Origin of the sequence: Streptomyces sp. NPDC006283 (genome assembly GCF_040613325.1) — a bacterium.
Lineage (GTDB): Bacteria > Actinomycetota > Actinomycetes > Streptomycetales > Streptomycetaceae > Streptomyces.
Map to the genome: position 1 here is coordinate 1 of NZ_JBEXRZ010000105.1, position 23,924 is coordinate 23,924.

At 70.5% G+C, this 23,924-nt stretch carries 21 protein-coding genes; 9 read left to right on the top strand and 12 right to left on the bottom strand.

Going from position 1 to position 23,924, the window contains the following annotated elements:
- Positions 1 to 169 precede the first annotated feature (169 nt).
- Positions 170 to 589, top strand: a complete 420-nt coding sequence (gene sodX, locus ABZ070_RS21555; protein ID WP_356636200.1) for a nickel-type superoxide dismutase maturation protease — start codon at positions 170 to 172, stop codon at positions 587 to 589.
- Here the strand turns inward: sodX and ABZ070_RS21560 are convergent.
- The gene (locus ABZ070_RS21560) at positions 493 to 1,122 is read right to left on the bottom strand and encodes a CGNR zinc finger domain-containing protein (protein ID WP_356636202.1); all 630 of its coding nucleotides are present in this window, start codon (positions 1,120 to 1,122) and stop codon (positions 493 to 495) included. The genes sodX and ABZ070_RS21560 overlap by 97 nt on opposite strands.
- Positions 1,123 to 1,226: 104 nt before the next feature.
- Between ABZ070_RS21560 and ABZ070_RS21565 the strand changes: the two genes are divergently transcribed.
- Positions 1,227 to 1,988: a class I SAM-dependent methyltransferase gene (locus ABZ070_RS21565; RefSeq protein ID WP_356636235.1), complete on the top strand. Its 762-nt coding sequence runs from the start codon at positions 1,227 to 1,229 to the stop codon at positions 1,986 to 1,988.
- Between the two features lie 58 nt (positions 1,989 to 2,046).
- On the opposite strand, the gene ABZ070_RS21570 is transcribed toward ABZ070_RS21565, so the two are convergent.
- The 3 genes from ABZ070_RS21570 to ABZ070_RS21580 are packed head-to-tail and all read right to left on the bottom strand — an operon-like array spanning position 2,047 to position 4,793.
- The gene (locus tag ABZ070_RS21570) at positions 2,047 to 2,823 is read right to left on the bottom strand and encodes an amino acid ABC transporter ATP-binding protein (protein WP_356636204.1); all 777 of its coding nucleotides are present in this window, start codon (positions 2,821 to 2,823) and stop codon (positions 2,047 to 2,049) included.
- Complete coding sequence (locus tag ABZ070_RS21575) at positions 2,820 to 3,800, bottom strand: amino acid ABC transporter permease (protein ID WP_356636206.1); 981 nt, start codon at positions 3,798 to 3,800, stop codon at positions 2,820 to 2,822. Before ABZ070_RS21575 ends, ABZ070_RS21570 begins: the two co-directional genes overlap by 4 nt.
- A 45-nt stretch (positions 3,801 to 3,845) precedes the next feature.
- Positions 3,846 to 4,793, bottom strand: coding sequence for an ABC transporter substrate-binding protein (locus tag ABZ070_RS21580; RefSeq protein WP_356636208.1), 948 nt, complete (start codon positions 4,791 to 4,793; stop codon positions 3,846 to 3,848).
- A gap of 522 nt (positions 4,794 to 5,315) precedes the next feature.
- On the opposite strand from ABZ070_RS21580, the gene ABZ070_RS21585 reads away from it, so the two are divergent.
- The 3 genes from ABZ070_RS21585 to ABZ070_RS21595 all read left to right on the top strand — a co-directional run bounded on the left by ABZ070_RS21585 (position 5,316) and on the right by ABZ070_RS21595 (position 9,175).
- Positions 5,316 to 6,527: an NADP-dependent malic enzyme gene (locus ABZ070_RS21585; protein ID WP_356636210.1), complete on the top strand. Its 1,212-nt coding sequence runs from the start codon at positions 5,316 to 5,318 to the stop codon at positions 6,525 to 6,527.
- Positions 6,528 to 6,751: 224 nt separating this feature from the next.
- Positions 6,752 to 7,717, top strand: coding sequence for a zinc-binding dehydrogenase (locus tag ABZ070_RS21590; protein WP_356636212.1), 966 nt, complete (start codon positions 6,752 to 6,754; stop codon positions 7,715 to 7,717).
- Positions 7,718 to 7,750: 33 nt separating this feature from the next.
- Positions 7,751 to 9,175, top strand: coding sequence for a cellulase family glycosylhydrolase (locus ABZ070_RS21595; RefSeq protein WP_356636214.1), 1,425 nt, complete (start codon positions 7,751 to 7,753; stop codon positions 9,173 to 9,175).
- Here ABZ070_RS21595 and ABZ070_RS21600 read toward each other — a convergent pair.
- On the bottom strand, positions 9,153 to 10,007 hold the full coding sequence (locus ABZ070_RS21600; protein WP_356636216.1) for an MBL fold metallo-hydrolase: 855 nt from the start codon (positions 10,005 to 10,007) through the stop codon (positions 9,153 to 9,155). The two genes, ABZ070_RS21595 and ABZ070_RS21600, sit on opposite strands and share 23 nt — an antisense overlap.
- Positions 10,008 to 10,132: 125 nt before the next feature.
- On the opposite strand from ABZ070_RS21600, the gene ABZ070_RS21605 reads away from it, so the two are divergent.
- The 3 genes from ABZ070_RS21605 to ABZ070_RS21615 are packed head-to-tail and all read left to right on the top strand — an operon-like array spanning position 10,133 to position 13,718.
- Positions 10,133 to 12,889 (top strand): ABC transporter substrate-binding protein, encoded by a 2,757-nt coding sequence (locus tag ABZ070_RS21605; protein WP_356636218.1) that lies wholly within the window; start codon positions 10,133 to 10,135, stop codon positions 12,887 to 12,889.
- Positions 12,890 to 12,936: 47 nt separating this feature from the next.
- Complete coding sequence (locus tag ABZ070_RS21610; protein WP_005312042.1) at positions 12,937 to 13,146, top strand: HTH domain-containing protein; 210 nt, start codon at positions 12,937 to 12,939, stop codon at positions 13,144 to 13,146.
- Complete coding sequence (locus ABZ070_RS21615; RefSeq protein WP_356636220.1) at positions 13,146 to 13,718, top strand: Clp protease N-terminal domain-containing protein; 573 nt, start codon at positions 13,146 to 13,148, stop codon at positions 13,716 to 13,718. Before ABZ070_RS21610 ends, ABZ070_RS21615 begins: the two co-directional genes overlap by 1 nt.
- Positions 13,719 to 13,795: 77 nt before the next feature.
- Here ABZ070_RS21615 and ABZ070_RS21620 read toward each other — a convergent pair whose 3' ends face one another.
- Complete coding sequence (locus tag ABZ070_RS21620) at positions 13,796 to 14,848, bottom strand: helix-turn-helix transcriptional regulator (RefSeq protein ID WP_356636222.1); 1,053 nt, start codon at positions 14,846 to 14,848, stop codon at positions 13,796 to 13,798.
- Between the two features lies 1 nt (position 14,849).
- Entirely contained in the window at positions 14,850 to 15,716 is an 867-nt protein-coding gene (locus tag ABZ070_RS21625) for a DUF4097 family beta strand repeat-containing protein (RefSeq protein WP_356636224.1), read from the bottom strand.
- 157 nt (positions 15,717 to 15,873) lie between these two features.
- On the opposite strand from ABZ070_RS21625, the gene ABZ070_RS21630 reads away from it, so the two are divergent.
- Positions 15,874 to 16,683 (top strand): hypothetical protein, encoded by an 810-nt coding sequence (locus ABZ070_RS21630; protein ID WP_356636226.1) that lies wholly within the window; start codon positions 15,874 to 15,876, stop codon positions 16,681 to 16,683.
- Between the two features lie 28 nt (positions 16,684 to 16,711).
- Here ABZ070_RS21630 and ABZ070_RS21635 read toward each other — a convergent pair whose 3' ends face one another.
- From ABZ070_RS21635 to ABZ070_RS21655, 5 genes are all read right to left on the bottom strand, one after another.
- A complete protein-coding gene (locus ABZ070_RS21635) occupies positions 16,712 to 16,891 on the bottom strand; it encodes a DUF6104 family protein (RefSeq protein ID WP_003992906.1) in 180 nt (59 codons plus the stop codon).
- A gap of 78 nt (positions 16,892 to 16,969) precedes the next feature.
- Entirely contained in the window at positions 16,970 to 20,776 is a 3,807-nt protein-coding gene (locus tag ABZ070_RS21640; RefSeq protein ID WP_356636228.1) for a multifunctional oxoglutarate decarboxylase/oxoglutarate dehydrogenase thiamine pyrophosphate-binding subunit/dihydrolipoyllysine-residue succinyltransferase subunit, read from the bottom strand.
- A gap of 362 nt (positions 20,777 to 21,138) precedes the next feature.
- Positions 21,139 to 22,242 (bottom strand): HAMP domain-containing sensor histidine kinase, encoded by a 1,104-nt coding sequence (locus tag ABZ070_RS21645; RefSeq protein ID WP_356636230.1) that lies wholly within the window; start codon positions 22,240 to 22,242, stop codon positions 21,139 to 21,141.
- The gene (locus ABZ070_RS21650) at positions 22,239 to 22,976 is read right to left on the bottom strand and encodes a response regulator transcription factor (protein ID WP_100111355.1); all 738 of its coding nucleotides are present in this window, start codon (positions 22,974 to 22,976) and stop codon (positions 22,239 to 22,241) included. Before ABZ070_RS21650 ends, ABZ070_RS21645 begins: the two co-directional genes overlap by 4 nt.
- Positions 22,977 to 23,081: 105 nt before the next feature.
- Positions 23,082 to 23,777 carry a spermidine synthase gene (locus ABZ070_RS21655; protein WP_356636233.1) on the bottom strand — a complete coding sequence of 232 codons (696 nt, stop codon included), beginning with the start codon at positions 23,775 to 23,777 and terminating at the stop codon, positions 23,082 to 23,084.
- Positions 23,778 to 23,924 lie beyond the last annotated feature (147 nt).

Sequence of the window (23,924 nt, forward strand, 5' to 3'; positions counted from 1 at the left end):
CGACGTGCACACACCCCGCAAAACACAACCAACGAGACGACAAACGAAGAAGACAACAACCCCGAGACCCCGCCGCACAGGTTAAAGATCAAGCTTGGGCTTAGGTCAAAAGTCCGGGGTCCGGGTCGGACCGGTGGCCGAACATACAGTGGGCAGTCGGAGGTGGCTGATGGCCGAGCAGGGGCGGGAGACGAGGGCGCGGTTCGGGCTCGCCGAAGTGACGGGGCCGTCGATGGTGCCGACATTGCTGCACGGCGACCAGTTGCTGGTCGACTACCGGGCTTCGCTCCGGGCCGGCGACGTGGCCGTGCTCCGTCATCCGCTGCAGCAGGACCTGCTCATCGTCAAGCGACTGGTCGAGCGCCGGGACGAGGGCTGGTGGGTGCTCGGCGACAACCCCGGCGCCGACGGTGACAGCCGGGTGTTCGGGGTGGTGCCGCCCGACTTGCTGCTCGGGCGGGTGCGCACCCGGTTCCGGCCGCTCGCGCGGGATCAGCGCTCGGTGCTCGGGGTGGTCGCCTGGCTGGTGTCCGCCGTGCGGCCCGTGCTCGCCGACCGCTCGGTCTCCAGGCGCTTGCGGGCGCGGTAGGCCGCAACGTTGGCGCGGGTGGCGCAGCGGTCGGAGCAGTAGCGGCGCGAGCGGTTGGTGGATGTGTCGAGGTAGGCGTTGCGGCAGGGGGCGGCCTGGCACAGGCCGAGCCGGTCGACGCCGTGCTCCGTCAGATGGAACGCCAGCCCCATCGCGGCGATCGCGGCGTATCCGGCGGTCGCGTTCGAGGGGTGGTCGGCGAGGTGCATGTGCCACTTGGGGCGCCCGTCCTCGTCCCGGTAGTCGTGCCCGGAGATCTGCGGGCTGACGGGGAACTCCAGCAGCAGCGAGTTGAGCAGGTCCACGGCCTGGGTCTCCTCGCCGGCGTCGGCCGCGGCGAAGACCGCGCGCAGCCGGGCCCGTACCGACCGGAACCGGGTGACGTCGGAGTCGGTGGCACGGCGTGCGGCCTGGGAGGACGCGCCGAAGAGCTCGCGGACGGCCTCGACCGAGGTGAGGGAGTCCTTGTTGCGAGCCGGCTCCTCGGTGTTGACCAGGCGCACGGCGTAGTCCGAGTAATAGGCCAGTTCCACTTGTAGTCCTTACCGCGGCGCTCTAGGGTAGAAGTAACGGCTGCTTATGCTTCGAGGGTATTACGGACGGAAGGATTCCGGTGGGCGGGACGGAAACGGGCGCGATGCCCGGTGCGGTGACGGGCGCCGACTGGCCGGCCTGGCAGGAGAGCTGGGACCGGCAGCAGGAGTGGTACATGCCCGACCGCGAGGAGCGGTTCAGGGTGATGCTGGACATGGTCGAGGCCACGGTCGGCCCCGCACCGAGGGTGCTGGATCTCGCGTGCGGTACGGGAAGTATCACCGACCGGCTCCTCAAGCGGTTCCCGGAGGCCACCAGTACGGGGGTCGACCTCGACCCCGCGCTGTTGACCATTGCCCGGGGCTACTTCGCCGGGGACGAGCGCGTCACCTTCGTCACCGCAGACCTGAAGGACCCGGACTGGGCGGCGGCGCTGCCGCACACCTCGTACGACGCCGTGCTCACGGCCACGGCGCTGCACTGGCTCCACAGCGAACCGCTCGCCGCCCTCTACGGCAGGATCGCCACGCTCGTGCGCGACGGCGGCGTCTTCATGAACGCCGACCACATGAAGGACGCGTCCACGCCCCGCATCAACGCCGCCGAGCGCGCCCACCGGCACGCCCTCATGGACCGGGACAAGGCGGCCGGCGCGCTCGACTGGGCCGACTGGTGGGCACTCGCCGCCAAGGACCCGGTTCTCGCCGGACCGACCGCGGAGCGGTTCCGCATCTACGGCGAGCACGCCGACGGCGACACCCCCTCCGCCCAGTGGCACGCCGAGGCCCTGCGCGACGCCGGCTTCGACGAGGCACGCCCGGTGTGGGCGTCGCCGAGCGACGCGCTGGTGCTGGCACTGAAGTAGAGATGCGCGAAGGGGCGGTACGGACTCGAGGTCCGTACCGCCCCTTCACACGTCCGCTCTACAGCACCTTCGACAGGAACGACTTCGTCCGGTCGTGCTGCGGGTTGGTCAGGACGTCGCGCGGGTGGCCGGCCTCGACCACGACACCGTCGTCCATGAACACGAGCGCGTCGCCGACCTCGCGGGCGAAGCCCATCTCGTGCGTGACGACGATCATCGTCATGCCGTCCTCGGCGAGACCGCGCATCACGTCCAGGACCTCGCCCACCAGCTCCGGGTCGAGGGCCGACGTCGGCTCGTCGAAGAGCATCAGCTTCGGCTCCATCGCCAGAGCGCGCGCGATGGCGACACGCTGCTGCTGGCCGCCGGAGAGCTGGGACGGGTAGTTGCCGGCCTTGTCGGCCAGCCCGACCCGGTCCAGCAGTCGCAGCGCGCGCTCGCGGGCCACGGACCTCGACTCGCCCTTGACCTGGATCGGCGCCTCCATGACGTTCGCGAGAGCCGTCATGTGCGGGAAGAGGTTGAAGCGCTGGAAGACCATGCCGATGTCCCTGCGCTGCGCCGCGACCTCCTTCTCCTTCAGCTCGTAGAGCTTGTCGCCCTTCTCGCGGTAGCCCACGAGCCGGCCGTCGACCGAGAGGCGGCCGCCGTTGATCTTCTCCAGGTGGTTGATGCACCGCAGGAAGGTCGACTTGCCGGAGCCGGACGGGCCGACCAGGCAGAACACCTCACGGGGGGCGACCTCGAGGTCGATGCCCTTGAGGACCTTCACATGGCCGAAGGACTTGTGGACGTTCTCGGCCTTCACCATCGGCTGCGTCGTCTGGGAGCTCATACCTTCACGCCTCCGACGTTGCTCTGTACACGGAACGAGGACAGCTGCTTCCGCAGCCGCTGCAGCGGCGTCGGCGGGAGCGAACGGCTCGAACCGCGGGCGTAATACCGCTCAAGGTAGTACTGGCCGATGCTGAACACGGTGGTCAGCGCCAGGTACCAGAGCGAGATCACGATGTAGCCCTCCATGATGGCCAGCGTCCGGGAGCCGAACTCGCGGCCCCGCAGGAACAGCTCGCCGTACCCGATGGCGAACGCCAGCGAGGAGGTCTTGAGCATGTTGATGAACTCGTTGCCGGTCGGCGGAATGATCACCCGCATGGCCTGCGGCAGCACGATGCGCCGCATCGTCTTGCCGCCCTTCATGCCGAGCGCGTGCGCCGCCTCGGTCTGCCCCGAGTCGACCGACTGGATACCGGCCCGGCAGATCTCGGCCATGTACGCGGCCTCGTTCAGGCCGAGCGCCAGCAGCGCCGCCACGAACGGCGTCATGACCTGGTTCATCTCGTCCTTGTAGATGAAACCGAGGTCGAGGTACTGGAAGACCAGCGAGAGGTTGAACCACAGCAGGATCTGCACCAGCACCGGAGTGCCGCGGAAGAACCAGATGTAGCCCCAGGCCACGGACGAGAGCACCGGGTTGGGCGAGAGCCGCATGACGGCCAGGATCGCGCCGAGGACCACGCCGATCACCATCGAGTAGACGGTGATCTTGAGGGTCTCCCAGGCACCCCAGGCGAACGTGCCGTTGGTGATCTGCTCACCGACGACGCTCCACTGGATCTGGGCGTCCGCGAACGCCCTCACCAGCAGGGCGAGGAGCCCGAGCACCACGACGGCGCTGATCCAGCGTCCGTAGTGGCGTACCGGAACCGCCTTGATGGGTCCGGCGTGCGCGGCGGGAACCTTACGGGGGGAGGCGCTCCCGCCGTCGTCCGGTGGGACGTCGGCGGGTGCCTTGTCGAGGGGGTCAGTCACAGGGTTGCTGCCTTACATGATGGAGGGTGTGGCGATGAGCGGTCGTCACTTGCCCGCGTTGACCGTGGCCTTCTCGATGGCGCCGCTCTCGGCCTTCCACTCCTTCAGCACCTCGGCGTACGAGCCGTCGTCGATGATCTTCTGGACGGCTGCCTGAAGGGCGTCACGAAGCTGCGTGTTCTTCTTGCTGACCGCGATGCCGTACGGCGCGGCGTCGATCTGCTCACCGACGACCTCGAAGAGCTTGCCGCCACCGGCGTTCAGCTCGTTGTAGAGGGCCACCGGGAAGTCGGTGATCACGGCGTCGGCACGCTTGGTCTGCAGCTGCGTGATCGAGTCGGTGTCCTGGTCGGAGATGAACGGCTTGATCTTGTTGGAGCCGCACTTCTTCTGCGTCTCCTTCAGCAGGGTCTCGTTCGCCGTGCCGCGCTGGGCCGCGACCGTCAGACCGCACAGGTCGTCCAGCGTGCTGACGTTCTTGGGGTTGCCCTTCTGGACCAGGATCGCGGAGCCGGCCTTGAAGTAGTTGACGAAGTCGGCGCCGCCCTTGGCGTCGTCGCTGGCGCCCTGCTGGCGCTCCTTGGTGTCGGTCATCGACGACATGACGATGTCGGTGCGACCGTTGTTCATGCCCAGGACGAGCTGGTCGAAGGTGGCGTTCTCGAACTGGAACTCGACGCCGAGGACCTTGCCCAGCGCGTTGGCGATGTCGATGTCGACGCCCGCCGGCTTGTTCTTCTCGTCCATGAACTCCATCGGCGCGTACGCGATGTCGGACCCGACCTTGATGACGCCCTTGTCGCGGATCTCCTTGGGGAGCTTGTCGGCGAGCGGCGCGGCGGCAGCGTTGCCCTTCGTCTCCGACTCCTTCGGGCCGCTGTCCGTCTGGTCGCCGCACGCGGTCAGCAGCATGGCGCCGGCGACCGCGATGGCGCTGACGGCGGCTATCCGGGACTTGGCAGCGGTCGTACGGCGCGTGGTGCTTGCGGTCATGATCGAGGTCCTCCGGCGGGTGAAAGTGGAGTTACCAGGTCGTACTGCACTCATCTTCGAGTGTCGCGACCTTGTGTGTTTTCGGCATCTTGCCATTCGGACGAGCCCATTCAGGGGGCCACGCATGTCAAAATCGGGTAACGGGACACCCCCGAACCCCGGCGGGCCGGTACATCAAGGCCGGACCATTCGCTGGAAAGCATCCTTCCGGCCGGAAAATCTCCGGCCGTCTTGTCTTCTGGGCGGGTTGCGCCGCAGGTGGTGCGCTTGTCCGGGTTCACGGCTATGAACCGCGTCACCGAGGCGATACCGACTCGTCCGCGGCGTGGTCCGTCCGGTAAGAAGGATCCTTACACCCCTCATCCGGGGCTCAGGGCGCGTGTGCGGCGCGCCCGCGCGTGCGTGACACCCCCTGCCCGGGCGGGCCAACCGTCCCGGTGCAGGTAACGGACGCGGTGCCCGCCCACCCCTCCTCAACCAGGAGTGGCCACCCTCAACTGATGAAGACTTAAGGGGTCAGACATGGCAGCGGAGATCGTCAATCCTCGCAGCGACAATGCCAACACGGAGAGTGCCGACGAGCCCTTCGATCCGGCGTTCGCGCTGCACCGCGGCGGCAAGATGGCCGTCCAGGCCACTGTGCCGGTGCGGAACAAGGACGACCTGTCCCTCGCGTACACACCCGGCGTTGCGAAGGTGTGCACCGCCATCGCCGAGCAGCCCGAGCTCGTCCACGACTACACCTGGAAGTCACAGGTCGTCGCAGTCGTGACGGACGGGACGGCGGTGCTCGGTCTCGGAGACATCGGACCGGAGGCCTCCCTCCCGGTCATGGAGGGGAAAGCGATCCTCTTCAAGCAGTTCGGCGGCGTGGACGCGGTCCCGATCGCCCTCGCCACCACCGACACGGACGAGATCATCGAGACGGTCGTGCGTCTCGCGCCCTCGTTCGGCGGAGTGAACCTCGAGGACATCTCGGCACCCCGGTGCTTCGAGATCGAGCGTCGGCTCCAGGAGCGCCTCGACATCCCCGTCTTCCACGACGACCAGCACGGCACGGCGGTCGTCACGCTCGCCGCGCTGCGCAACGCCGCCAAGCTGACCGGGCGTGAGCTCGGCGAGCTGCGCGGCGTCATCTCGGGCGCGGGTGCGGCCGGCGTGGCCATCGCGAAGTTTCTGCTGGAGGCCGGCCTCGGTGATGTCGCGGTCGCCGACCGCAAGGGCATCGTCAGCCGTGACCGCGAGGACCTGACCCCGGTCAAGCGGGAACTCGCCGAGATCACCAACCGGGCGGGGCTCTCCGGTTCGCTGGAGACCGCGCTGGCCGGTGCGGACGTCTTTATCGGCGTCTCGGGCGGCACGGTGCCGGAGGCCGCGGTCGCCTCGATGGCGCCCGGCGCGTTCGTCTTCGCCATGGCCAACCCGAACCCGGAGGTCCACCCCGACGTCGCGCACAAGTACGCGGCCGTCGTGGCCACGGGCCGCTCGGACTACCCCAACCAGATCAACAACGTTCTCGCCTTCCCCGGGATCTTCGCGGGTGCGCTGCAGGTGCGGGCGTCCCGGATCACCGAGGGCATGAAGATCGCTGCGGCGGACGCGCTGGCGGACGTCGTCGGCGACGCGCTGTCCGCGGACTACGTGATCCCGTCGCCCTTCGACGAGCGCGTCGCGCCGGCGGTCACCGCGGCGGTGGCGGCGGCTGCGCGGGCGGAGGGGGTCGCACGTCGCTGACGTGTGACGTCCGGATGTCGGGTCGGGCCGCGTTGTCCCCGTGCGGGGGGTGACGCGGCCCGTTCCTTTGCCCGTGCGGGGTGACCCGGCCCATTCATCTGCCCGTGCCGGCGGGCGCGTTCTGCCCGTGCGGGCGGGCTGTTGCCGGCGGGGCCGGATACAGGGACGTGTGTCACACCGGTGTGTGGTTCCGCCACGCACCTGCCCGTCCTATGGTCAAGGTCATGTTCGCCGCCTACGCCGCACGCATCGACCGCGACCAGCCGCTGAGCGGCCTCGAACTGGGCGAACGCCCGGCTCCCGAGGCCCGGCCCGGCTGGACGACCGTGACAGTCAAGGCCGCCTCCCTCAACCACCACGACCTCTGGTCGCTGCGCGGGGTGGGGCTCGCAGAGGACAAGCTGCCGATGATCCTCGGCTGTGACGCCGCAGGCGTCGACGAGGACGGGAACGAGGTGGTGCTCCACTCCGTCATCGGGCAGAGCGGGCACGGCGTCGGCCCCGACGAGCCCCGCTCCATCCTCACCGAGCGCTACCAGGGCACCTTCGCCGAGCGGGTCAGCGTCCCGACGTGGAACGTGCTGCCGAAGCCCAGGGAACTCACCTTCGAGCAGGCCGCCTGTCTGCCGACGGCCTGGCTCACCGCCTACCGCATGCTCTTCACCAACGCCGGGGTCCGGCCCGGCGATTCGGTCCTCGTGCAGGGCGCGGGCGGCGGTGTGGCCACCGCCGCGATCGTGCTCGGCAAGGCCGCGGGCCTGCGGGTGTACGCCACCAGCCGCGACGAGGCCAAGCGCAAGCGTGCCGTGGAGCTGGGCGCGGAGGAGGCGTACGAGCCGGGCGCACGGCTGCCGCGGCGCGTGGACGCCGTCATCGAGACGGTCGGCGCCGCCACCTGGTCGCATTCGGTCAAGTCGCTGCGTCCCGGCGGCACTCTGGTGATCTCCGGTGCGACGAGCGGTGACCGCCCCTCGCACGCCGAGCTCACCCGGATCTTCTTCCTCGAGCTGAGAATCGTCGGCTCGACCATGGGCTCGAAGGACGAGCTGGAGGACCTGCTCTCGTTCTGCGCGGCAACGGGAGTGCGGCCGGTGATCGACGAGGTGCTGCCCCTGGACCGCGCCAGGGAGGGCTTCGAGAAGATCGCGTCCGGTGATCTGTTCGGGAAGATTGTCCTGACGAACTCTTGATGGTGCGTCAGTTCGGCTGATGGGATCCGTCCCATGCGTACGAGCCGAACGACTCGTGTACTGACTGCTGTCGCCCTCTGCTGTGCCGTCCTGACGGCGTCGGGGACCTCGGATGCGGTCGGCGCCACGGAGGTGGCGCCGGCCCAGGACGCCAGGATCCCGCCGCTGACCGACGACCGCGGCCGTGCCCTCACCCTGCGCGGCTGGAACGTCGAGGACAAGGTGCACCGCGGTGAGGAGGCCCTGTCCTCCGTCACCGAGCGGCACTTCCGGGATCTGCGCGCCGCCGGCTTCAACTTCGCCCGGCTGCTGATCTTCTGGGACGATCTGGAGCCGGTGCGCGGGCAGTACAGCGAGGCCTACCTCCGCAAGATCGAGCGTGTACTCGACTGGGCGCGAAAGCACGGCATCCAAGTCCTCCTCGACGCCCATCAGGACGTGTTCGGGCCCGCGTTCGGGCACCGCGGCATTCCCGAGTGGGCGACCAGGACCGACGGGCTGCCCTTCACCCCGCACCCCGACGACTGGTTCGCCGAGTATTTCGAACCCGCCGTCCAGCGCGCGTTCACCCACCTCTACGAGGACTTCGACCTGCGGCACGCCCAGGCGCGCATGTGGCGTGTGCTCGCCGGCCGTTTCGAGGACCATCCCGCCGTCATCGGCTACGACCTGATCAACGAGCCCATGGGCGAGATCGCGGAGGGGGAGGACCTGCCGACCGCCGCGCGGCGCATCGAGGCGGAGCAGCTCACGCCGATGTACAACCGGCTGGCGGACGCGGTCCGTTCCGTGGACCGGGAGAACTGGATCTTCGTGGAGCCGACCCCGATCGTCGGCGAGGGCGTGCCGACCGGGCTCGGCAGGATCGAGGATCCGAGGACGGTCTACGCGCCGCACTTCTACAACACCGCCATGGAGGCCGGCGCGGACTACGACCCCGCCGCCGGCTGGATCGAGGCGTACGAGCGTGCCGTGACCGCGTATCCCGCGCAGTACCGGGTGCCGGTCGTCGTCGGGGAGTGGGGCCCGCTGAACAACGCCCTGCCGAACATGGGCCGCTTCTACCGTGAGGCCCTGACCTCCCTGAACCGCTACAGCTCCGGCTGGGCGGGCTACGTCTGGTGCTACGGCGGCGGATACTGCGCGGTCGACGCGCAGGGCCGGTTCCGTACGAACAAGGAGCAGACCGCCACACCGTACGCCGCGGCCGTGGCCGGGCGGGTCACCGTCGACACGTACGACCCGAAGAGCGGGACCTATCGGATCGAGTACCGGGCGAAGCCGGGTACGACGGAGATCTCGCTGCCGCCGGACGCGAGCGGTTGGCGCGTCGAAGTGACCGGCCAGGCGTGGACCCCGACCACCGACGTCCCGGCACACCGGGCGGTCACCGTGCGCGTCCACGGCCGTCCGGGCGCGCGAGTCGGCGTTGTCGTCAGTCCTCGTACACCACGATGAAGTCGCCGCTGGGGCCCCGGCCGGCGGCGAGCGCCTCGCGCAGCCGGCGCAGATGGCCCGGTGTCAGCTCGAGTGGCGGCTCGTCCGGCTGATGGGCGGTGCCGCGCGGATAGTCCTGGTCCGGGGTGCGGGTCATCTCGATGTGACAGCCGAGGACATGCGTCACCGGGGTCGTGTCGCAGAAGGCCAGCAGCCGGTCGACGGTGGCGGTGAAAGCGGCCAGGTCGCTGATGTACAACCGGCCCGGGTAGAGGGAGTCGCCGGTGAGGAGGAGGCCGGTGTGCCGGTCGTGGAAGACGACGGCGGACTCCTCGTGGCCGGGGCCCGGCAGCAGATCGAGCACCCGCCCACCCAGGTCCAGTTCCGCGGGGCGCAGCGGCCACTGCTCGAAACCGAAGTACGAGATCACCTCGGCCCGCGATGGCCCCACGGTCTCGGTGTGCGGCCGGTCCGCGAACTGCCCGTCGCCGGCGGTGTGGTCGCCGTGCGCGTGCGTGTGGGCCACGATCAGCCCGTACTCCTCCCGTCCCTCCCGCGGACGGAGCCGCAGCCATGCGTCGATAAGCGCGTCGACCGTGGCGCGCAGCGGCATGGCGGCGGGGTCGGCGGTCGCGCCGGAGTCCAGCAGCAGCGCCCGGTCGTTCCCGAACAGCAGGAACAGGAACGGCGCCTCGAAGTGGACGGACTTGTTCTGGCGCAGGATCAGGGTGTGCTCGGAGTACGCGTGGACCTGGATCGCCGGCGCGGGGTCGTCCGCGGGCGAGGGATGCCCGGCGTGCCACCGGACGTCGAGGCGGCCGGCCACGGGGGCGTCCGTACGGAAGTCGATCACGTGGCCCACCGTACGCCGCCCGGTTCGCCCGACGCCGACGGTTTCCCGAGGACGGTTGCACGCCCCTGATGCGGGGCACCACATTTGTCACTCACGCCGTCGCGCGTGAAAGGGGAGGAAGAATCGTGCCAACGGGGGAGCAGAACAGCCGTATTCCGGCCTATCCCGGCGTCGAGCGTTTCGTCGACGCCTTCGACAAACTTGTCGTCCAGCCGCGCCGCACCCGCAGCCGGGTGCCCGTCGTGCTGCTGAGCGAGCCGGACGGCGGGCGGGCGGGCCGCCGGATCGTCGCCGGGTTACGGACCAGGCTGCGCGGGCGCGAGGGCCGGCTCGCGCCACACGCATGGGTGCCCGACTTGCCCGGGGACGCGGCACAGGCGCCGCTCGACCTGTTCGAGCAGATCGCCTTCCAGCTCGACGAGTCCATGCCGCCCGGCACAGGCCGGCTGCGGCTGCCCTCGTACCGGCTGTTGCGTGCCGTCGTCGGAGCCCCCGCCGCCGGGGGCCTGATGGAACAGCGGCCGGGGGAGCTGCGCGACCACTGCTACGCGGAGCACCGTCAGGTGTCGGCGCTCGCCCGCGGCCTGTGGTGGCTCGGCGGCCGGGACCAGGCCAGCGGCGGCACGCTGCTGGAACTGCTGTGGAACTTCATCGCGGGCCCGCTCTTCCAGCGGCTGCCGCGCGCCCTGTACGCCCGGCGGGCAGGCCGCCGCATGCTGGGCCGCGGCCGCTCCGGCGGACGGCGCTGGTACGCGGAGTGGGTGCGCCAGCAGCAGGGCACCCCGCCCGCGAACTTCTTCCGCTCCGCGCTCGACCTCGTCGGTGGCGGCCCCGACGGCGACCCCGAGCAGCTCGACCGCATCCTTGTGCACGCTCTGCTCGCCGACCTGGAGGCCGCAGGACGCAAGAGGGCCTTCGACCCGTGGCGGCGGCGCAGGGTCAGCCGCTTCGTGCTCCTGGTGGAGGAGGCGGGCCCCGCCGAGTCGCGGATCCAGCGGTTCCTGCGGGAACTGCGGTCGGCGATGGAGGACCTGAGGTGCACGTCGGTGGTGGCCGTGGCCGCCGGGGTGCGCACCCTCGCGAGCAGGATCCCCGACATCGAGGTCCCGGGCCTGTCCGCCGCCGGGGCGGATCTGGCCAACATCGCCCAGCGCGGCACCCCGCCGGGCCGGCCGTCGGGGATGGTGGTGCCGGTCGCGGAGGGCCCCGAGGACGACCAGGCGGCGACGTACTGGCTGGGCCGCTGGCCGACGCTCGCCCCGCCCACCCGGCGCTGGGGGCCGGGCACCGAGGTGGCCGCCGCGCTCGGCGCGGGGGTCCTCGCGCTGGCGGTGACGGGCGGCCTGCTCGCCGGGGTGCCGTTCACCGACGTCGGACCCGACCCGTGCCTCGGCTCCACGTTCCTCGGCACGGACGGGCAGTGCGTCGGTGTGGCGGAGGGCGCCGCATCGTTCGGCACCGGCGACAGCGAACGGGCCGTACGCGACGTGCTGCAGCGCATTGAGCAGCAGAACGAACAGGTCGAGAAGGAACTCTCCGGCCGGGCCGGTGACGATCCGCGCCCGCGCGCCCGTACGGTCGTCTACTTCGGCCCGCTCAGCGGCGGCAAGGACGCGGAGGACCCGGTGCGCGGCGGCACGCTCGCCGAACTGCGCGGTCTGGCGCTCGCCCAGGCGTATGTGAACGCGCAGGCGCTGCGTTCCGGCGAGCGGGTGCCGCTGCGGGTGCTGGCCGCGAACGCGGGGGACCGGTTCAAGGACGCTCCGGCCGTGGCCCGGCGGATCGTCGATCTCGCGGAGAAGGACCGCTCGATCGTCGGGGTCGTCGGCTTCGGCCAGAGCCGGCGCCGGACCTACGAGGCGATGCGCATCCTCGACGCGGCGGGCCTGCCGATGGTCGGCACCTCGGGCACCGCGGACGAACTGCTCCGGCAGGGCGAGCACTACTACCAGACGGCGCCGACCGACACCCGCGCCGGCCAGGTCATGGCGTCGTTCGCCGAGCACGCGCCGATGGTGGGCGGCAGGAAGGCGGTGCGGGTGCGGCTCATCGCCGACCCGGCGGACGCGTACAGCGCGAGCCTCGCGAGCGCGTTCCGCGCTGCCTACGGCGACGAGCGGACCGGCATGCTCCTGTACACGCCGACGGATGCGCCGGAGCCGTCCCCGGTGCCCGGCGGTCCCACGGGCCCGTCGGTCCCGGCCGTCGAGGACCTGGCGCGCGAGGTGTGCCGTGCCGTCGCACAGGAGCCGCGCACGGCGGTGGTGTGGGCGGGGCGCGGGAGCCACTTCCAGCTGTTCCTGAACGAGTTGACGCGGGACGCGCGCGACTGCCCGAAGGTGAGCGTGCTCGGCGGTGACGACGTCACCAACGCCCTGACGGAGGAGCGCCGGCCGTGGGAGGTCTTCTCCGGTCTGACGCTGTACTACGTCTCGCACGGCAGGGCGCCGGCGCTGTCCGGGGCGAGTGGCGAAGCCGCGGCCTTTCTCGCGGCGTACGACCGCACCTACGCCGACGACCACGGCACCCGCACGGGCGCCATGCGGCAGGACGCCCATGTGGCGCTGGCATGGGACGCGATGCGCTATCTGGCGGAGGGCGTCGACCAGGCGTGGCGCGGGACGGGTGGCCACGACGAGCGGCTCGGCCGCGGGCTGCTGCAGGCGGTGCTCTACCAGGGCCTCGGCGGCGGGGGCTTCGACGGGGGCACCGGGCGGATCGAGGCCCACGGGGCGGCGGGCGGCGGCCGGGTCACGGAGAAGAAGCTGACGGCGGTGGAGCGCGGCGGCGCGAAGGGGTCGCAGACGGTGCTGCTGTGCGGGACGGTGGCGCGCGGTGATGTGCGGGGCACCTGGGGGTCGGAGAAGCACCCCTGCCCCTGATGTCAACAGAGGTTGACGCCCTTGGGGTGTCAATGTAGGTTGACAGCATGACCGAAGCGACAGATCTCGCCGAGCGCGCCGGCGATCGTGATCCGCGCGTCGGGCTGCGCGCCGTCGCCGCGCTGCGGCGGCTGCTGGAGCAGCTCGAAGCCGTGCAAGTGAGAAGCGCCCGCAACCAGGGCTGGTCGTGGCAGGAGATCGCGGCGGAACTGGGCGTCAGCCGCCAGGCCGTACACAAGAAGCACGGGAGGCTGTGATGTTCGAGCGGTTCACCAAGGACGCCCGAGCGGTGGTGACCGGGGCCACCGCGTGGGCGGAGCGGGCAGAGGCCTCCACCGTGACCCAGGAGCATCTGCTGCTGGCGCTGCTGGACCTGGAAGGGGCCCGGACCTCGTTCGCCTTCCGTGCCCTCGAAGTCATGGACCGGCGGGACTCGCTCGAGGCGTCCTTGGCCGACGCCCGCCGGCGGGGCGGCATGACCAAGGCGGACGAGGAGGCCCTCGCCGGCCTCGGGATCGACGTCGGCGAGATCGTCGCCCGGGTCGAGGAGACCCATGGGGCCGGGGCGCTGTCCGCCGACCGCAGGAACGGGCGCCGGTGGTCGGGCCACCGCGCCTTCACCCGCGAGGCGAAGCAGACCCTCACGAACTCACTTCGGATCGCGCTGGGCAGGCGCGACAAAGTCATCGGCGCGGAACACATCCTGCTGGCACTGGCCACCGGGCCGGGGGTGGTCGCGGAGGTGCTCGCCGACCACGGCGTGACGTATGCGGCCTTGGAGCGGGTGATGTTCGGCGAGCCGGACGGCGGGGCGGCACAGGCGGTCTGAGCCGGCGCCTGCTCGCGGCAGTGGTGCCTCGAGCCCGGGGCGCGGGTCGGGGCGGCGCAAAGCGCCCCGACCCGCGCTCACTCCTTGGGTCCGCGCAGCAGGGCGACGATGTGCGCCGCGGCCGTCGACAGATGGCGGCGGGCCTCGCCCAACTGGTCCGTGGTCACGCCGTGGTCGCGCGCCGCGTCCCGTACGTCGTCGCGGAACCGGTCCAGCAGCCGCTCGAGATCGCGCGCGGGATCGGCCGAACCCTTGGTGTCCACCGCGTCCTTCGCCCAGTCGGGATCGACGTCGGCCGGTTCCGGCTTCACGTACGGCGGCCATGCCGTGCTACGCGCCATCCCGCCGAGCTGCGACGTCAGTTCCATCAGCCCTTCGCGCACACCGGTCGGCCAGTCACCCCGGGCGAAGTGGCCCTGGACCTGCTCCTGCACCTGCCTGGCGATGCGCTGCATCTCGGCGCGGGCGTTCTCGTGTGCCTCCTTGGCCTGTCGGCGCGCCTGCTGGGCGTCCTCGCGCGCACGGCGTGACTCGTCCTTCGCACGGCGCGCCTGCTCCTTCCATTCCTGCTTGGCGCGCTGGAACTCCTCCTTCGCCGCCCGCCACGACTCCTTGTCCCCGAAATCCCCGAAATCCGCGAAATCCCCGAGATTCGCGGAGTCCACGAGGTCTTTGAAGTCCATCGAGCCGGCGAAGCCGTCCCGCCCCGGCTGCCGGCCGCCCCTTTTCGCGCCGGACTCCTTGCGGGTCCGGTTCGCCGCCGCGCGCATCTCGCTGCGCAGCTTGCCGGCCGCATCGCGCACGTCGTCGCGGATCTCCGCCGCGAGTTCGGAGACGGACTCGCGGATCTCCAGCTCCAGATCGGCCAGTTCGCCGCTGCGGCCCGCCAGCTCGGCGCGGCCCGCGTCGGTGATCGAATAGACCTTGCGGCCGCCCTCGGTGGCGTGGGTGACGAGGCCCTCGGCCTCCAGCTTGGCCAGCCGCGGGTAGACGGTGCCCGCACTCGGCGCGTAGAGGCCCTGGAAACGCTCCTCGAGGAGGCGGATCACCTCGTAGCCGTGGCGCGGGGCCTCGTCGAGCAGCTTCAGCAGGTAGAGGCGGAGCCGGCCGTGGGCGAAAACGGGGGGCATGTCAGAGCACCTTCCCACTCGGGGCGTCGGCGGACGCCGCGTCGTACGGTCCGCCCTCGGCCGGTGGCCTGCGCAGCAGCGCGATGGAGCCCGAGACCGTGGTCGCCTTGAGGGTGCCGGTGCCCGCGCCCAGCGTGCCGGTGATCGTCTTCGCGCCCCACTGACCGCTTACCCTGAGATTCTCGAAGGCGTTGGACACCGCGCCGCTCGCGGTGTGCGCCTCGACCCGGGCGTCCGCCGGATGCGGCAGCCGGATGGCGACCTCGCCGGAGACCGTGGTCAGTCGTATGTCCGTGGGCTTCTCGCCGGGGGCGAGGTCGATGACCATGTCGCCGGTGACCGAGTCGGCCTTCACGGTGGACCCGGCGCCGTCGATCACGGTGAGGTCGCCGGAGACCGAGTTGTAGCGCAGGCCGCCGGTGACGGACTGGGCCTCGAGGTTGCCGGAGACGGTTTCCGCACGGACCGTGCCCGAGAGGCCGACCAGCGTGGTGTCGCCGCTGACGCCGCGCACCGCCGTCGGGCCGCGGACGCCGGAGACGACCGCGCCCGCTCCGACGACGCCGACCTCGACGGTCGCGGCGGCCGGTACCGCGAGGGAGACGACGGCTCTGCGGTGATGACCCTTGCGGTCGAGCCACTTGAGGAAGCCCGCCCAGGGCAGATCCTCGTAGGAGACGGTGAGGGTGGAGCCGCTTCGCGTGACGACGAGCGGCGGGCCTTCGACCTCGGAGACCTCCAGGCGGGCGGAACCTTCGTCCGTGCCCACGACGTTGACCGTTCCATTGACGATACGGACGTTGAGCGTCGTCACCGGGCCGTCGAAGGTGAGCTTCCCCGGCTCCGCGACTTCCCATGTCTCTGCCATGGTGCTGACCTCCCGCGCTGCCACGACGCAACATATCGCGTCCCGTTGTGAACACGATATATCGCGGTTACGGCATGTCAAGCGAAAGTCCGCCTCGCTGGACGCGCGGGCCGCCCATGATCGCCTGTTTCAGGGCACATTGCCCTAGCGTGGGGGCATGAACGCGACATCCGTCGGAGCGCTGCTGCTGTGCCGGGCCGGCCCGTCGGCCGTACGGCGCCCGGCCCATCTGCTGCGCGAAGAGGTGCTCCTCGTCCCGGCCGGCCGCGAGTGGAGCGCCCTCGTCCCCGAGGGCCGGCCGTGGCGGGACGGCGGTGAGCACGTCGACGCGGTCGTCGGCGGGTGGGCCGCCGCGCTCGCGGTCGGATCGAGCCGGCCCGTCCTCGCCCTGTGGTGGGACGGCGACCGGGCCGGCTTCACGCTGGCCGTCGGCTTCCGCCGTCCGGTCGGATACATCTGGCTCGCGGACGGCACCCCCGTCGGCGAGGACGAGGCGATGCGCACCTTCGCCGCGCGCCTCGGGCTCGATCCGGTCCTCGACCTCCAGGACCTGGAGCCCCTGACAACCCCCGACCCCGACTCCGACGCGCGGGCGCGGCTGATCGGCCTGACAGCGGTCCTGTCCCGCACGGGCCTCGAACTGCCCGCGGGCCTCGGCCCGGGCGACCCGGCCGACCGGCTGCGCTCGACCGCCCGGCAGGCGGACGCAGAGGCGGTGAAGTCCACCGGCCCGCCCGCGCAGGCAGCGACGGAGCAGGCCGCCGCACTCGCGGAGGGCCCGCCACGCCGCCCGTGGCCGTACGGGCCGGGAGCCCGCCGCGCGGGCGCCGTCCAACTGGGCGTGGGACTGCCCCTGGTGGCCTGGGGCGCCCGGCGGCGCAGCGCCGGATGGGCGGTCGCCGGAGTGGTACTGGTCGCGCACGGCGCGCTGGCGCTGACGTGCGGCACACCGCGGCCGGGTGCCTGACCTCCTCGACGGGACCGCCCTGCCCGCGCTACTCGTCGTCCTCGTCGTCGAGTCGGGCCAGCCAGGTGGCGAGGCGTTCGACGGGGACCTCGAAGTCCGGGTTGAGATCGACGAACGTGCGCAGCTGCTCGGCGAGCCACTCGAAGGTGACTTCCTCCTCGCCGCGCCGCTTCTCCAGTTCCTCGATGCCACGGTCGGTGAAGTACATGGATTAAGGATATGACCTGCGAAAAGCCGGAGGGCCCGGCCCCGCGAGATGCGGGGACGGGCCCTTCGGCGCGAGTCGTCAGGCGTCGAAGACGTCGTTGACCAGCTGCTCCTGCTCCTGCTCGTGGCGCTTCTTCGAGCCCACCGCCGGGGACGAGCCGTGCGGGCGCGAGATGCGGCGCAGGCGCTCGCCGTGCGGGATGTCCGCGCCGACGGCCAGGTCGAGGTGGTCGATCAGGTTGAGCGCGATGAACGGCCAGGCACCCTGGTTCGCCGGCTCCTCCTGGGCCCACAGGTACTTCTCGGCGTTCGGGTACTTGGCGATCTCGGCCTGGAGCTCGGCACCCGGCAGCGGGTACAGGCGCTCGAGGCGGATGATCGCCGTGTCCGTCGTGCCGCGCTTCTTGCGCTCGGCGTCCAGGTCGTAGAAGAACTTGCCGGACGTGAACACGACCTTGCGGACCGCGTTCGCGTCCACCGACTCGTCGCCGATCACCGGGCGGAAGCCGCCGGTGGTGAACTCCTCCGCCTTCGACGCCGCGGCCTTCAGACGCAGCATCGACTTCGGGGTGAAGACGACCAGCGGCTTGTGGTGCGGGTTGTGGACCTGCCAGCGCAGCAGGTGGAAGTAGTTCGACGGCAGGGTCGGCATCGCGACCGTCATGTTGTTCTGCGCGCACATCTGGAGGAAGCGCTCCGGACGCGCGGAGCTGTGGTCCGGTCCCTGGCCCTCGTAGCCGTGCGGCAGCAGCAGCGTGACGCCGGAGTGCTGGCCCCACTTCTGCTCGGCGGAGGAGATGAACTCGTCGACGACGGTCTGCGCGCCGTTGACGAAGTCACCGAACTGGGCCTCCCACATGACCAGAGCGTCCGGGCGGGCCAGCGAGTAGCCGTACTCGAAGCCCATCGCCGCGTACTCGCTGAGCAGCGAGTCGTAGACGTTGTAGCGGGCCTGGTCCTCGGACAGGTAGAGCAGCGGGGTGTAGTCCTCACCGGTCTCCTGGTCCACCAGCACCGCGTGACGCTGGCCGAACGTGCCGCGGCGGGTGTCCTGGCCGGACAGCCGGACCGGGGTGCCCTCCATCAGCAGCGAGCCGATGGCCAGGGTCTCGCCCATGCCCCAGTCGATGGTGCCGTCCTCGACCGACGCCGCGCGGCGCTGCATCTGGGGCATCAGACGCGGGTGCACGGTGATGTGGTCGGGGATGTTGACCTGGGACTCGGCGATCCGCTTGACGATTTCCTGGGAGACCGCCGTGTTCACCGAGACGGGGAACTCGGGCTCGGCGTCCGGGACATGGGCCGGGGCCGGGTGGCTGGTGGCCTCGCGCACCTCGGCGAAGACCTTCTCCAGCTGGCCCTGGAAGTCCTGGAGCGCCTGCTCGGCCTCTTCCAGCGTGATGTCGCCGCGACCGATGAGCGACTCGGTGTAGAGCTTGCGCACCGAACGCTTCTTGTCGATCAGGTTGTACATCTGCGGGTTGGTGAACTGCGGGTTGTCGCCCTCGTTGTGACCGCGGCGGCGGTAGCAGATGAGGTCGATCACGACGTCCTTGTTGAACGCCTGACGGAACTCGAAGGCCAGGCGGGCCACGCGGACCACGGCCTCCGGGTCGTCGCCGTTCACGTGGAAGATCGGCGCTTCGATCATGCGGGCCACGTCGGTGGCATACATGGACGAGCGCGACGACTCCGGGGCGGCGGTGAAGCCGACCTGGTTGTTGATGACGATGTGGACCGTGCCGCCGGTGCGGTAGCCGCGCAGCTGCGACATGTTCAGCGTCTCGGCGACCACGCCCTGGCCGGCGAAGGCCGCGTCACCGTGCAGGGCGACCGGCAGGACGGTGAAGTCCGTGCCGCCCTTGTTGATGACGTCCTGCTTGGCGCGGGCGACACCCTCGAGGACCGGGTCGACGGCCTCCAGGTGGGACGGGTTGGCGACCAGCGAGACCTTGATCTGCTCGCCGTCGAGGCCGGTGAACGTGCCCTCGGCGCCCAGGTGGTACTTGACGTCGCCGGAGCCGTGCATCGACTTCGGGTCGAGGTTGCCCTCGAACTCCCGGAAGATCTGCGCGTACGACTTGCCGACGATGTTCGCCAGCACGTTCAGCCGGCCGCGGTGGGCCATGCCGATGACGACCTCGTCGAGGCGCGACTCGGCGGCCGAGTCGATGACCGCGTCGAGCAGCGGAATGACGGACTCGCCGCCCTCCAGCGAGAAGCGCTTCTGGCCGACGTACTTGGTCTGCAGGAAGGTCTCGAAGGCCTCCGCCGCGTTCAGCCGGCGCAGGATGCGCAGCTGCTCCTCGCGCTCCGGCTTGGAAGTGGCGCGCTCCACCCGGTCCTGCAGCCACTTGCGCTGCTTCGGGTCCTGGATGTGCATGAACTCGATGCCGGTGGTGCGGCAGTACGACTCGCGCAGCACGCCCAGGATGTCGCGCAGCTTCATCATCGACTTGCCGGCGAAGCCACCGACGGCGAACTCGCGCTCCAGGTCCCAGAGCGTGAGCCCGTGCTCGGTGATGTCCAGGTCGGGGTGCTTGCGCTGGCGGTACTCCAGCGGGTCGGTGTCGGCCATGACATGGCCCCGGACCCGGTAGGAGTGGATCAGCTCGAAGACCCGCGCGGCCTTGGTGACGTCGTCGTCGTGCGAGGCGTCGATGTCCTTGAGCCAGCGGACCGGCTCGTAGGGGATGCGCAGCGACTCGAAGATCTCGTCGTAGAAGTTCTCCTCGCCGAGGAGGTAGTTCGCGACGATCCGCAGGAACTCGCCCGACGCGGCGCCCTGGATGACACGGTGGTCGTACGTCGAGGTGAGCGTCATCACCTTGGAGATGCCCAGCTTGTTCAGGGTGTCCTGCGAGGTGCCCTGGAACTCGGCCGGGTAGTCCATCGAGCCGACGCCCATGATGACGGACTGTCCGGGCATCAGACGCGGCACGGAGTGGACGGTGCCGAGGCCGCCGGGGTTGGTCAGCGAGACGGTGACCCCGGTGAAGTCGTCCATCGTCAGCTTGTTGTTGCGGGCGCGGCGGACGATGTCCTCGTAGGCCTGCCAGAACTCGAAGAAGTTCAGCGTCTCGGCCTTCTTGATGCCCGCGACGACCAGCTGGCGGTCGCCGTTGGGCTTCACCAGGTCGATGGCCAGACCGAAGTTGACGTGGTCGGGCTTGACCAGGGTCGGCTTGCCGTCCTTCTCCGCGAAGGACCAGTTCATCGACGGCATGGCCTTGATGGCCTGCACCATCGCGTACCCGATCAGGTGCGTGAAGGAGATCTTCCCGCCCCGGGCGCGCTTGAGGTGGTTGTTGATGACGATGCGGTTGTCGAAGAGCAGCTTCACCGGGACGGCGCGCACGGACGTGGCCGTGGGCAGCTCCAGCGACGCGTTCATGTTCTTCGCGACCGCGGCGGCCGGGCCGCGCAGTGTCACGAACTCGGGGCCGTCCGCCGGCTCGGCGGCGGGCTTGGCGGCGGGCTTGGCGGCCGGTGCGGGCTTGGCCGCGGCCGGCTTCGCGGGCTGCGCCGGAGCGGCCGCGGGGGCCGGCTCGGCGGGAGCCGCGGGCGCCGGCGCCTTGACGGCGGGCGCGGGCTGCGCCGGGGCCTGCGCCGGAGCGGCGGCGGCCGGGGCGGGAACCGCCGGGGCCCCGTCGCCCTGAGTCTGCTTCGCCCCCGCGGCGGGAGCATCCGCCGTGGCGGCCGCTCCCGGCTTGTAGTCGGCGAAGAAGTCCCACCAGGCACGGTCGACCGAATTCGGGTCCTGGAGGTACTGCTGGTAGATCTCGTCGACGAGCCACTCATTGGCACCGAACGCGGCGGCAGGGTTGTGACCCTGCCTGGCTTGGTCGGTCGAGATGCTCGAGTTACTGGGGGACTGAGACGACACGGCGAGAACCGCCCTCTTCCGCTTCACAAGGTGATGGACAGCGGAAATAAAGGCTACGCCTCCCTGGCCGGGAGGTGCAGGCCGGGCCGGTCAACGTCGCGCAAGTCACACCGAAGGGCGCGTTTCGGGGTCGTGAATGGCGGGAAACAAGCATGGTTTGCCCGCGTCGGGGTATGCCTGACGGCGGCTACGGGCCCTCGGCCCGCACCTTCGACGGAGGCACGGCAACGTCGTGACCGGCCGCTTTCCGCGGCTTCGCCCGGCTGCTTCCCGCGTCCCGAACGTCTACACCCCGGTGCAGGCACCGGCTCCACCGGAGCGGCCGCGCCGCGTGAATCTCGGCTTCCGGTTCGAACCCTACGTCAAGCCCGCGCCGCTCTGATTCCCGGAAGAGTGACCCGGATCCGGCAGCCGTGTGCGGATTCGGCCACCCCGATGCGCCCGCCGTGCAGATCGACGGCCCAGCGCGCGATCGCCAGGCCCAGACCCGTACCCCCGTCGCTGCCGGGTCCGTGCGGGGACGGGACGCCGCCCCGGTTGAAACGCTCGAAGACCCGGTGGCGCTCCTGCTCGGGGATGCCCGGTCCCTCGTCGAGAACTTCCAGGTCGAGGGACTCCGGGTGGGGGCCGCGCCGGGCCCGTACCGTGACCCGGCCATGGGGCGGCGAGTGCTTCACCGCGTTGTCGATGAGATTCGCCACCACCTGGTGCAGCCGCTCCGCGTCCGCGTGCGCGGTCAGCTCCGGCGGCGACACGTCCAGATGCAGATGGACGTCCGTGCGGGTGTGGTGGCCGGAGCCCGAGGCCAGGCCGCGCCGCGAGGACGCCAGATTGGCCTCCTTCAGCACGCCCGACAGATACGGCCACACCTCGAAGCGCCGGGCCTTCAGCGGAAGCACACCGTTGTCGAGGCGGGACAGGTCGAGCAGTGTCTCGACGAGACGGCCCAGGCGCTCGGTCTGCTTGAGAGCCGTCCGCATCGTCTCCGGATCGGCGGCGGACACCCCGTCGACCACGTTCTCCAGAACGGCCCGCAGCGCGGCGATGGGGGTGCGCAGCTCGTGCGAGACGTTGGCGACCAGCTCCTTGCGGTGCCGGTCCACGGCCTCCAGGTCGTCGGCCATGCGGTTGATCGTGGAGGCCAGGTCGCCGAGCTCGTCGCGGCGGTCCGCGCCGCGCACCCGGCGGGTGTAGTCCCCGTGCGATATGCCCTTCGCGACGGTGTTCATCTCGTCCAGCGGCGCGGTCAGACCGTGCGCCACGAACTGGGTGATCAGCAGGGTCGCGATGATCGTGAAGACGGTGATGAACCGCAGTTCGGTCTTGCTGTGCAGGGCCATCAGCAGCAGACCGGTGGTGATGAAGACCGAGACCACGACGAGCGTACTGAGCTTGGTCTTGATCGATATCGTGATGGACGCGGTGCTCAGCCGCTTCCATGGTCCGCCGGTCCACCGCCGTCTCATGGCGCCGGCGTCTCCAGCGCGTAACCGACTCCGTGGACGGTGCGGATGCGCTCGGCGCCGATCTTGCGCCGCAGCGCCTTGATGTGGCTGTCGACCGTGCGCGTGCCGGACGCGTCCGCCCAGTCCCACACCTCCGCGAGCAACTGCTCGCGGGACAGGACCGCGCGCGGCGTGTTCGCCAGGCACACCAGCAGGTCGAACTCGGTCGGCGTCAGATGCACGTCCTCGGCCCGCACCCGCACCCGGCGCTGTGCGTGGTCGATCTCCAGCTCGCCGAGCCGCAGGATGCCGCTGCGCGGCGTCACCGCGGCGAGCGCCGCCCGCTCCACCCGGCGCAACAGGACATGCACCCGGGCCGCGAGCTCCCGCATCGAGAACGGTTTGGTCATGTAGTCGTCGGCGCCGACGCCGAGCCCGACGAGCATGTCCGTCTCGTCGTCCCTGGCGGTCAGCATCAGTACCGGCACCGGCCGCTGGGCCTGCACCCGGCGGCAGACCTCGAGCCCGTCGAAACCGGGCAGCATGACGTCCAGGACCATCAGGTCCGGTTGCCAGGCATCGGCCGCGTCGACGGCCGCCGGCCCGTCGAGAGCGGTCTGCACCAGGAAGCCCTCGGCCCGCAGCCGCGCCGCGATGGCGTCGACGATCGTGGCGTCGTCCTCGACCACCAGCACCCGGCGCTGGGCACCGGGAGTGGCCGCGACGCCGCCTTGCGTGGTGTGTGTCTGCTCCATCGCCCCGCCCTTGTACGCGTTCTCTGCGAGCTGCATGTGGATCTCTGGTTCGAAGGTGGATCCCGTGTGTAGTCCAGCAGCGTAAAGGCACCGACGGCATCCCGGCTACGCAGGGCGAACCCCGAGGTGGACCACGTCCGGTACGCCCCGGGCAACACGCATCTCTTCGGTTCTTACCCCGCTGAATCCGGCATTCCGCAACGCATCCTCGAATTCCGCGGACGGCTGGGCGGACCATACGGCCAGTACCCCGCCGGGCTCCAACGCGCCCTGGCAGGCGGTGAGTCCGGAGGGCGAGTAGAGGTTCGTGTTGTCCTCCGTGACGGTCCAGTCGGGCCCGTTGTCGATGTCCAGGCACAGAGCGTCATAACGGTCCGTGGTCGAACGGAGATGGGTCAGGAGGTCCGTGTGAAGGATCACGCAGCGCGGATCGCCGAGGGCCTCACCGGAGATCGCGGCGAGCGGTCCCGAACGGTGCCAGTCGATGATGGCCTGCTCGCGCTCCACGACGACGATCCGCCGCCAGGACGGGTTCGCGGCGGCATGGGCGAGCGAGAAGCCCACCCCGAGTCCGCCGACGAGCACGCTGGGAGCGACGTTTCCCGTGTCGAGCGCTGCGTACGCGGCGTCGACGAGCAGCCTCTCCGACCGTCCGTCGGAAGTGTCCATCAGGAAGCACCCGTTGGCGATGATCTCGTGCACCGTCGTGTCCCCGCGCTGCCGCCGCCGCAGCACGACCTCCCCATAGGGCCCCTCGCGCCGGTCGAGCGTGACAGGGGCGTCGGTCTCGGGGAACTGCATGGCTTTCGGCCTCCGGGCGGCGATGGAGTGACGACACGGATCACTGCCATCTTCTCCGGCCTTAGACGAAGGGGACAAACCCGTTTTACGACCGCGGGCCCGGCCGCCCCCTCGCGTCGGCTGACCTTGAGGGTCTTGTCGTACGAC

Coding starts and splice junctions, on each gene's coding strand:
- sodX (WP_356636200.1), top strand. CDS start 170: ATGGCCGAGCAGGGGCGGGAGACGAGGGCGCGGTTCGGGCTCGCCGAA.
- ABZ070_RS21565 (WP_356636235.1), top strand. CDS start 1,227: ATGCCCGGTGCGGTGACGGGCGCCGACTGGCCGGCCTGGCAGGAGAGC.
- ABZ070_RS21570 (WP_356636204.1), bottom strand. CDS start 2,823: ATGAGCTCCCAGACGACGCAGCCGATGGTGAAGGCCGAGAACGTCCAC.
- ABZ070_RS21580 (WP_356636208.1), bottom strand. CDS start 4,793: ATGACCGCAAGCACCACGCGCCGTACGACCGCTGCCAAGTCCCGGATA.
- ABZ070_RS21585 (WP_356636210.1), top strand. CDS start 5,316: ATGGCAGCGGAGATCGTCAATCCTCGCAGCGACAATGCCAACACGGAG.
- ABZ070_RS21590 (WP_356636212.1), top strand. CDS start 6,752: ATGTTCGCCGCCTACGCCGCACGCATCGACCGCGACCAGCCGCTGAGC.
- ABZ070_RS21595 (WP_356636214.1), top strand. CDS start 7,751: ATGCGTACGAGCCGAACGACTCGTGTACTGACTGCTGTCGCCCTCTGC.
- ABZ070_RS21610 (WP_005312042.1), top strand. CDS start 12,937: ATGACCGAAGCGACAGATCTCGCCGAGCGCGCCGGCGATCGTGATCCG.
- ABZ070_RS21615 (WP_356636220.1), top strand. CDS start 13,146: ATGTTCGAGCGGTTCACCAAGGACGCCCGAGCGGTGGTGACCGGGGCC.
- ABZ070_RS21620 (WP_356636222.1), bottom strand. CDS start 14,848: ATGCCCCCCGTTTTCGCCCACGGCCGGCTCCGCCTCTACCTGCTGAAG.
- ABZ070_RS21625 (WP_356636224.1), bottom strand. CDS start 15,716: ATGGCAGAGACATGGGAAGTCGCGGAGCCGGGGAAGCTCACCTTCGAC.
- ABZ070_RS21630 (WP_356636226.1), top strand. CDS start 15,874: ATGAACGCGACATCCGTCGGAGCGCTGCTGCTGTGCCGGGCCGGCCCG.
- ABZ070_RS21635 (WP_003992906.1), bottom strand. CDS start 16,891: ATGTACTTCACCGACCGTGGCATCGAGGAACTGGAGAAGCGGCGCGGC.
- ABZ070_RS21645 (WP_356636230.1), bottom strand. CDS start 22,242: ATGAGACGGCGGTGGACCGGCGGACCATGGAAGCGGCTGAGCACCGCG.
- ABZ070_RS21650 (WP_100111355.1), bottom strand. CDS start 22,976: ATGGAGCAGACACACACCACGCAAGGCGGCGTCGCGGCCACTCCCGGT.
- ABZ070_RS21655 (WP_356636233.1), bottom strand. CDS start 23,777: ATGCAGTTCCCCGAGACCGACGCCCCTGTCACGCTCGACCGGCGCGAG.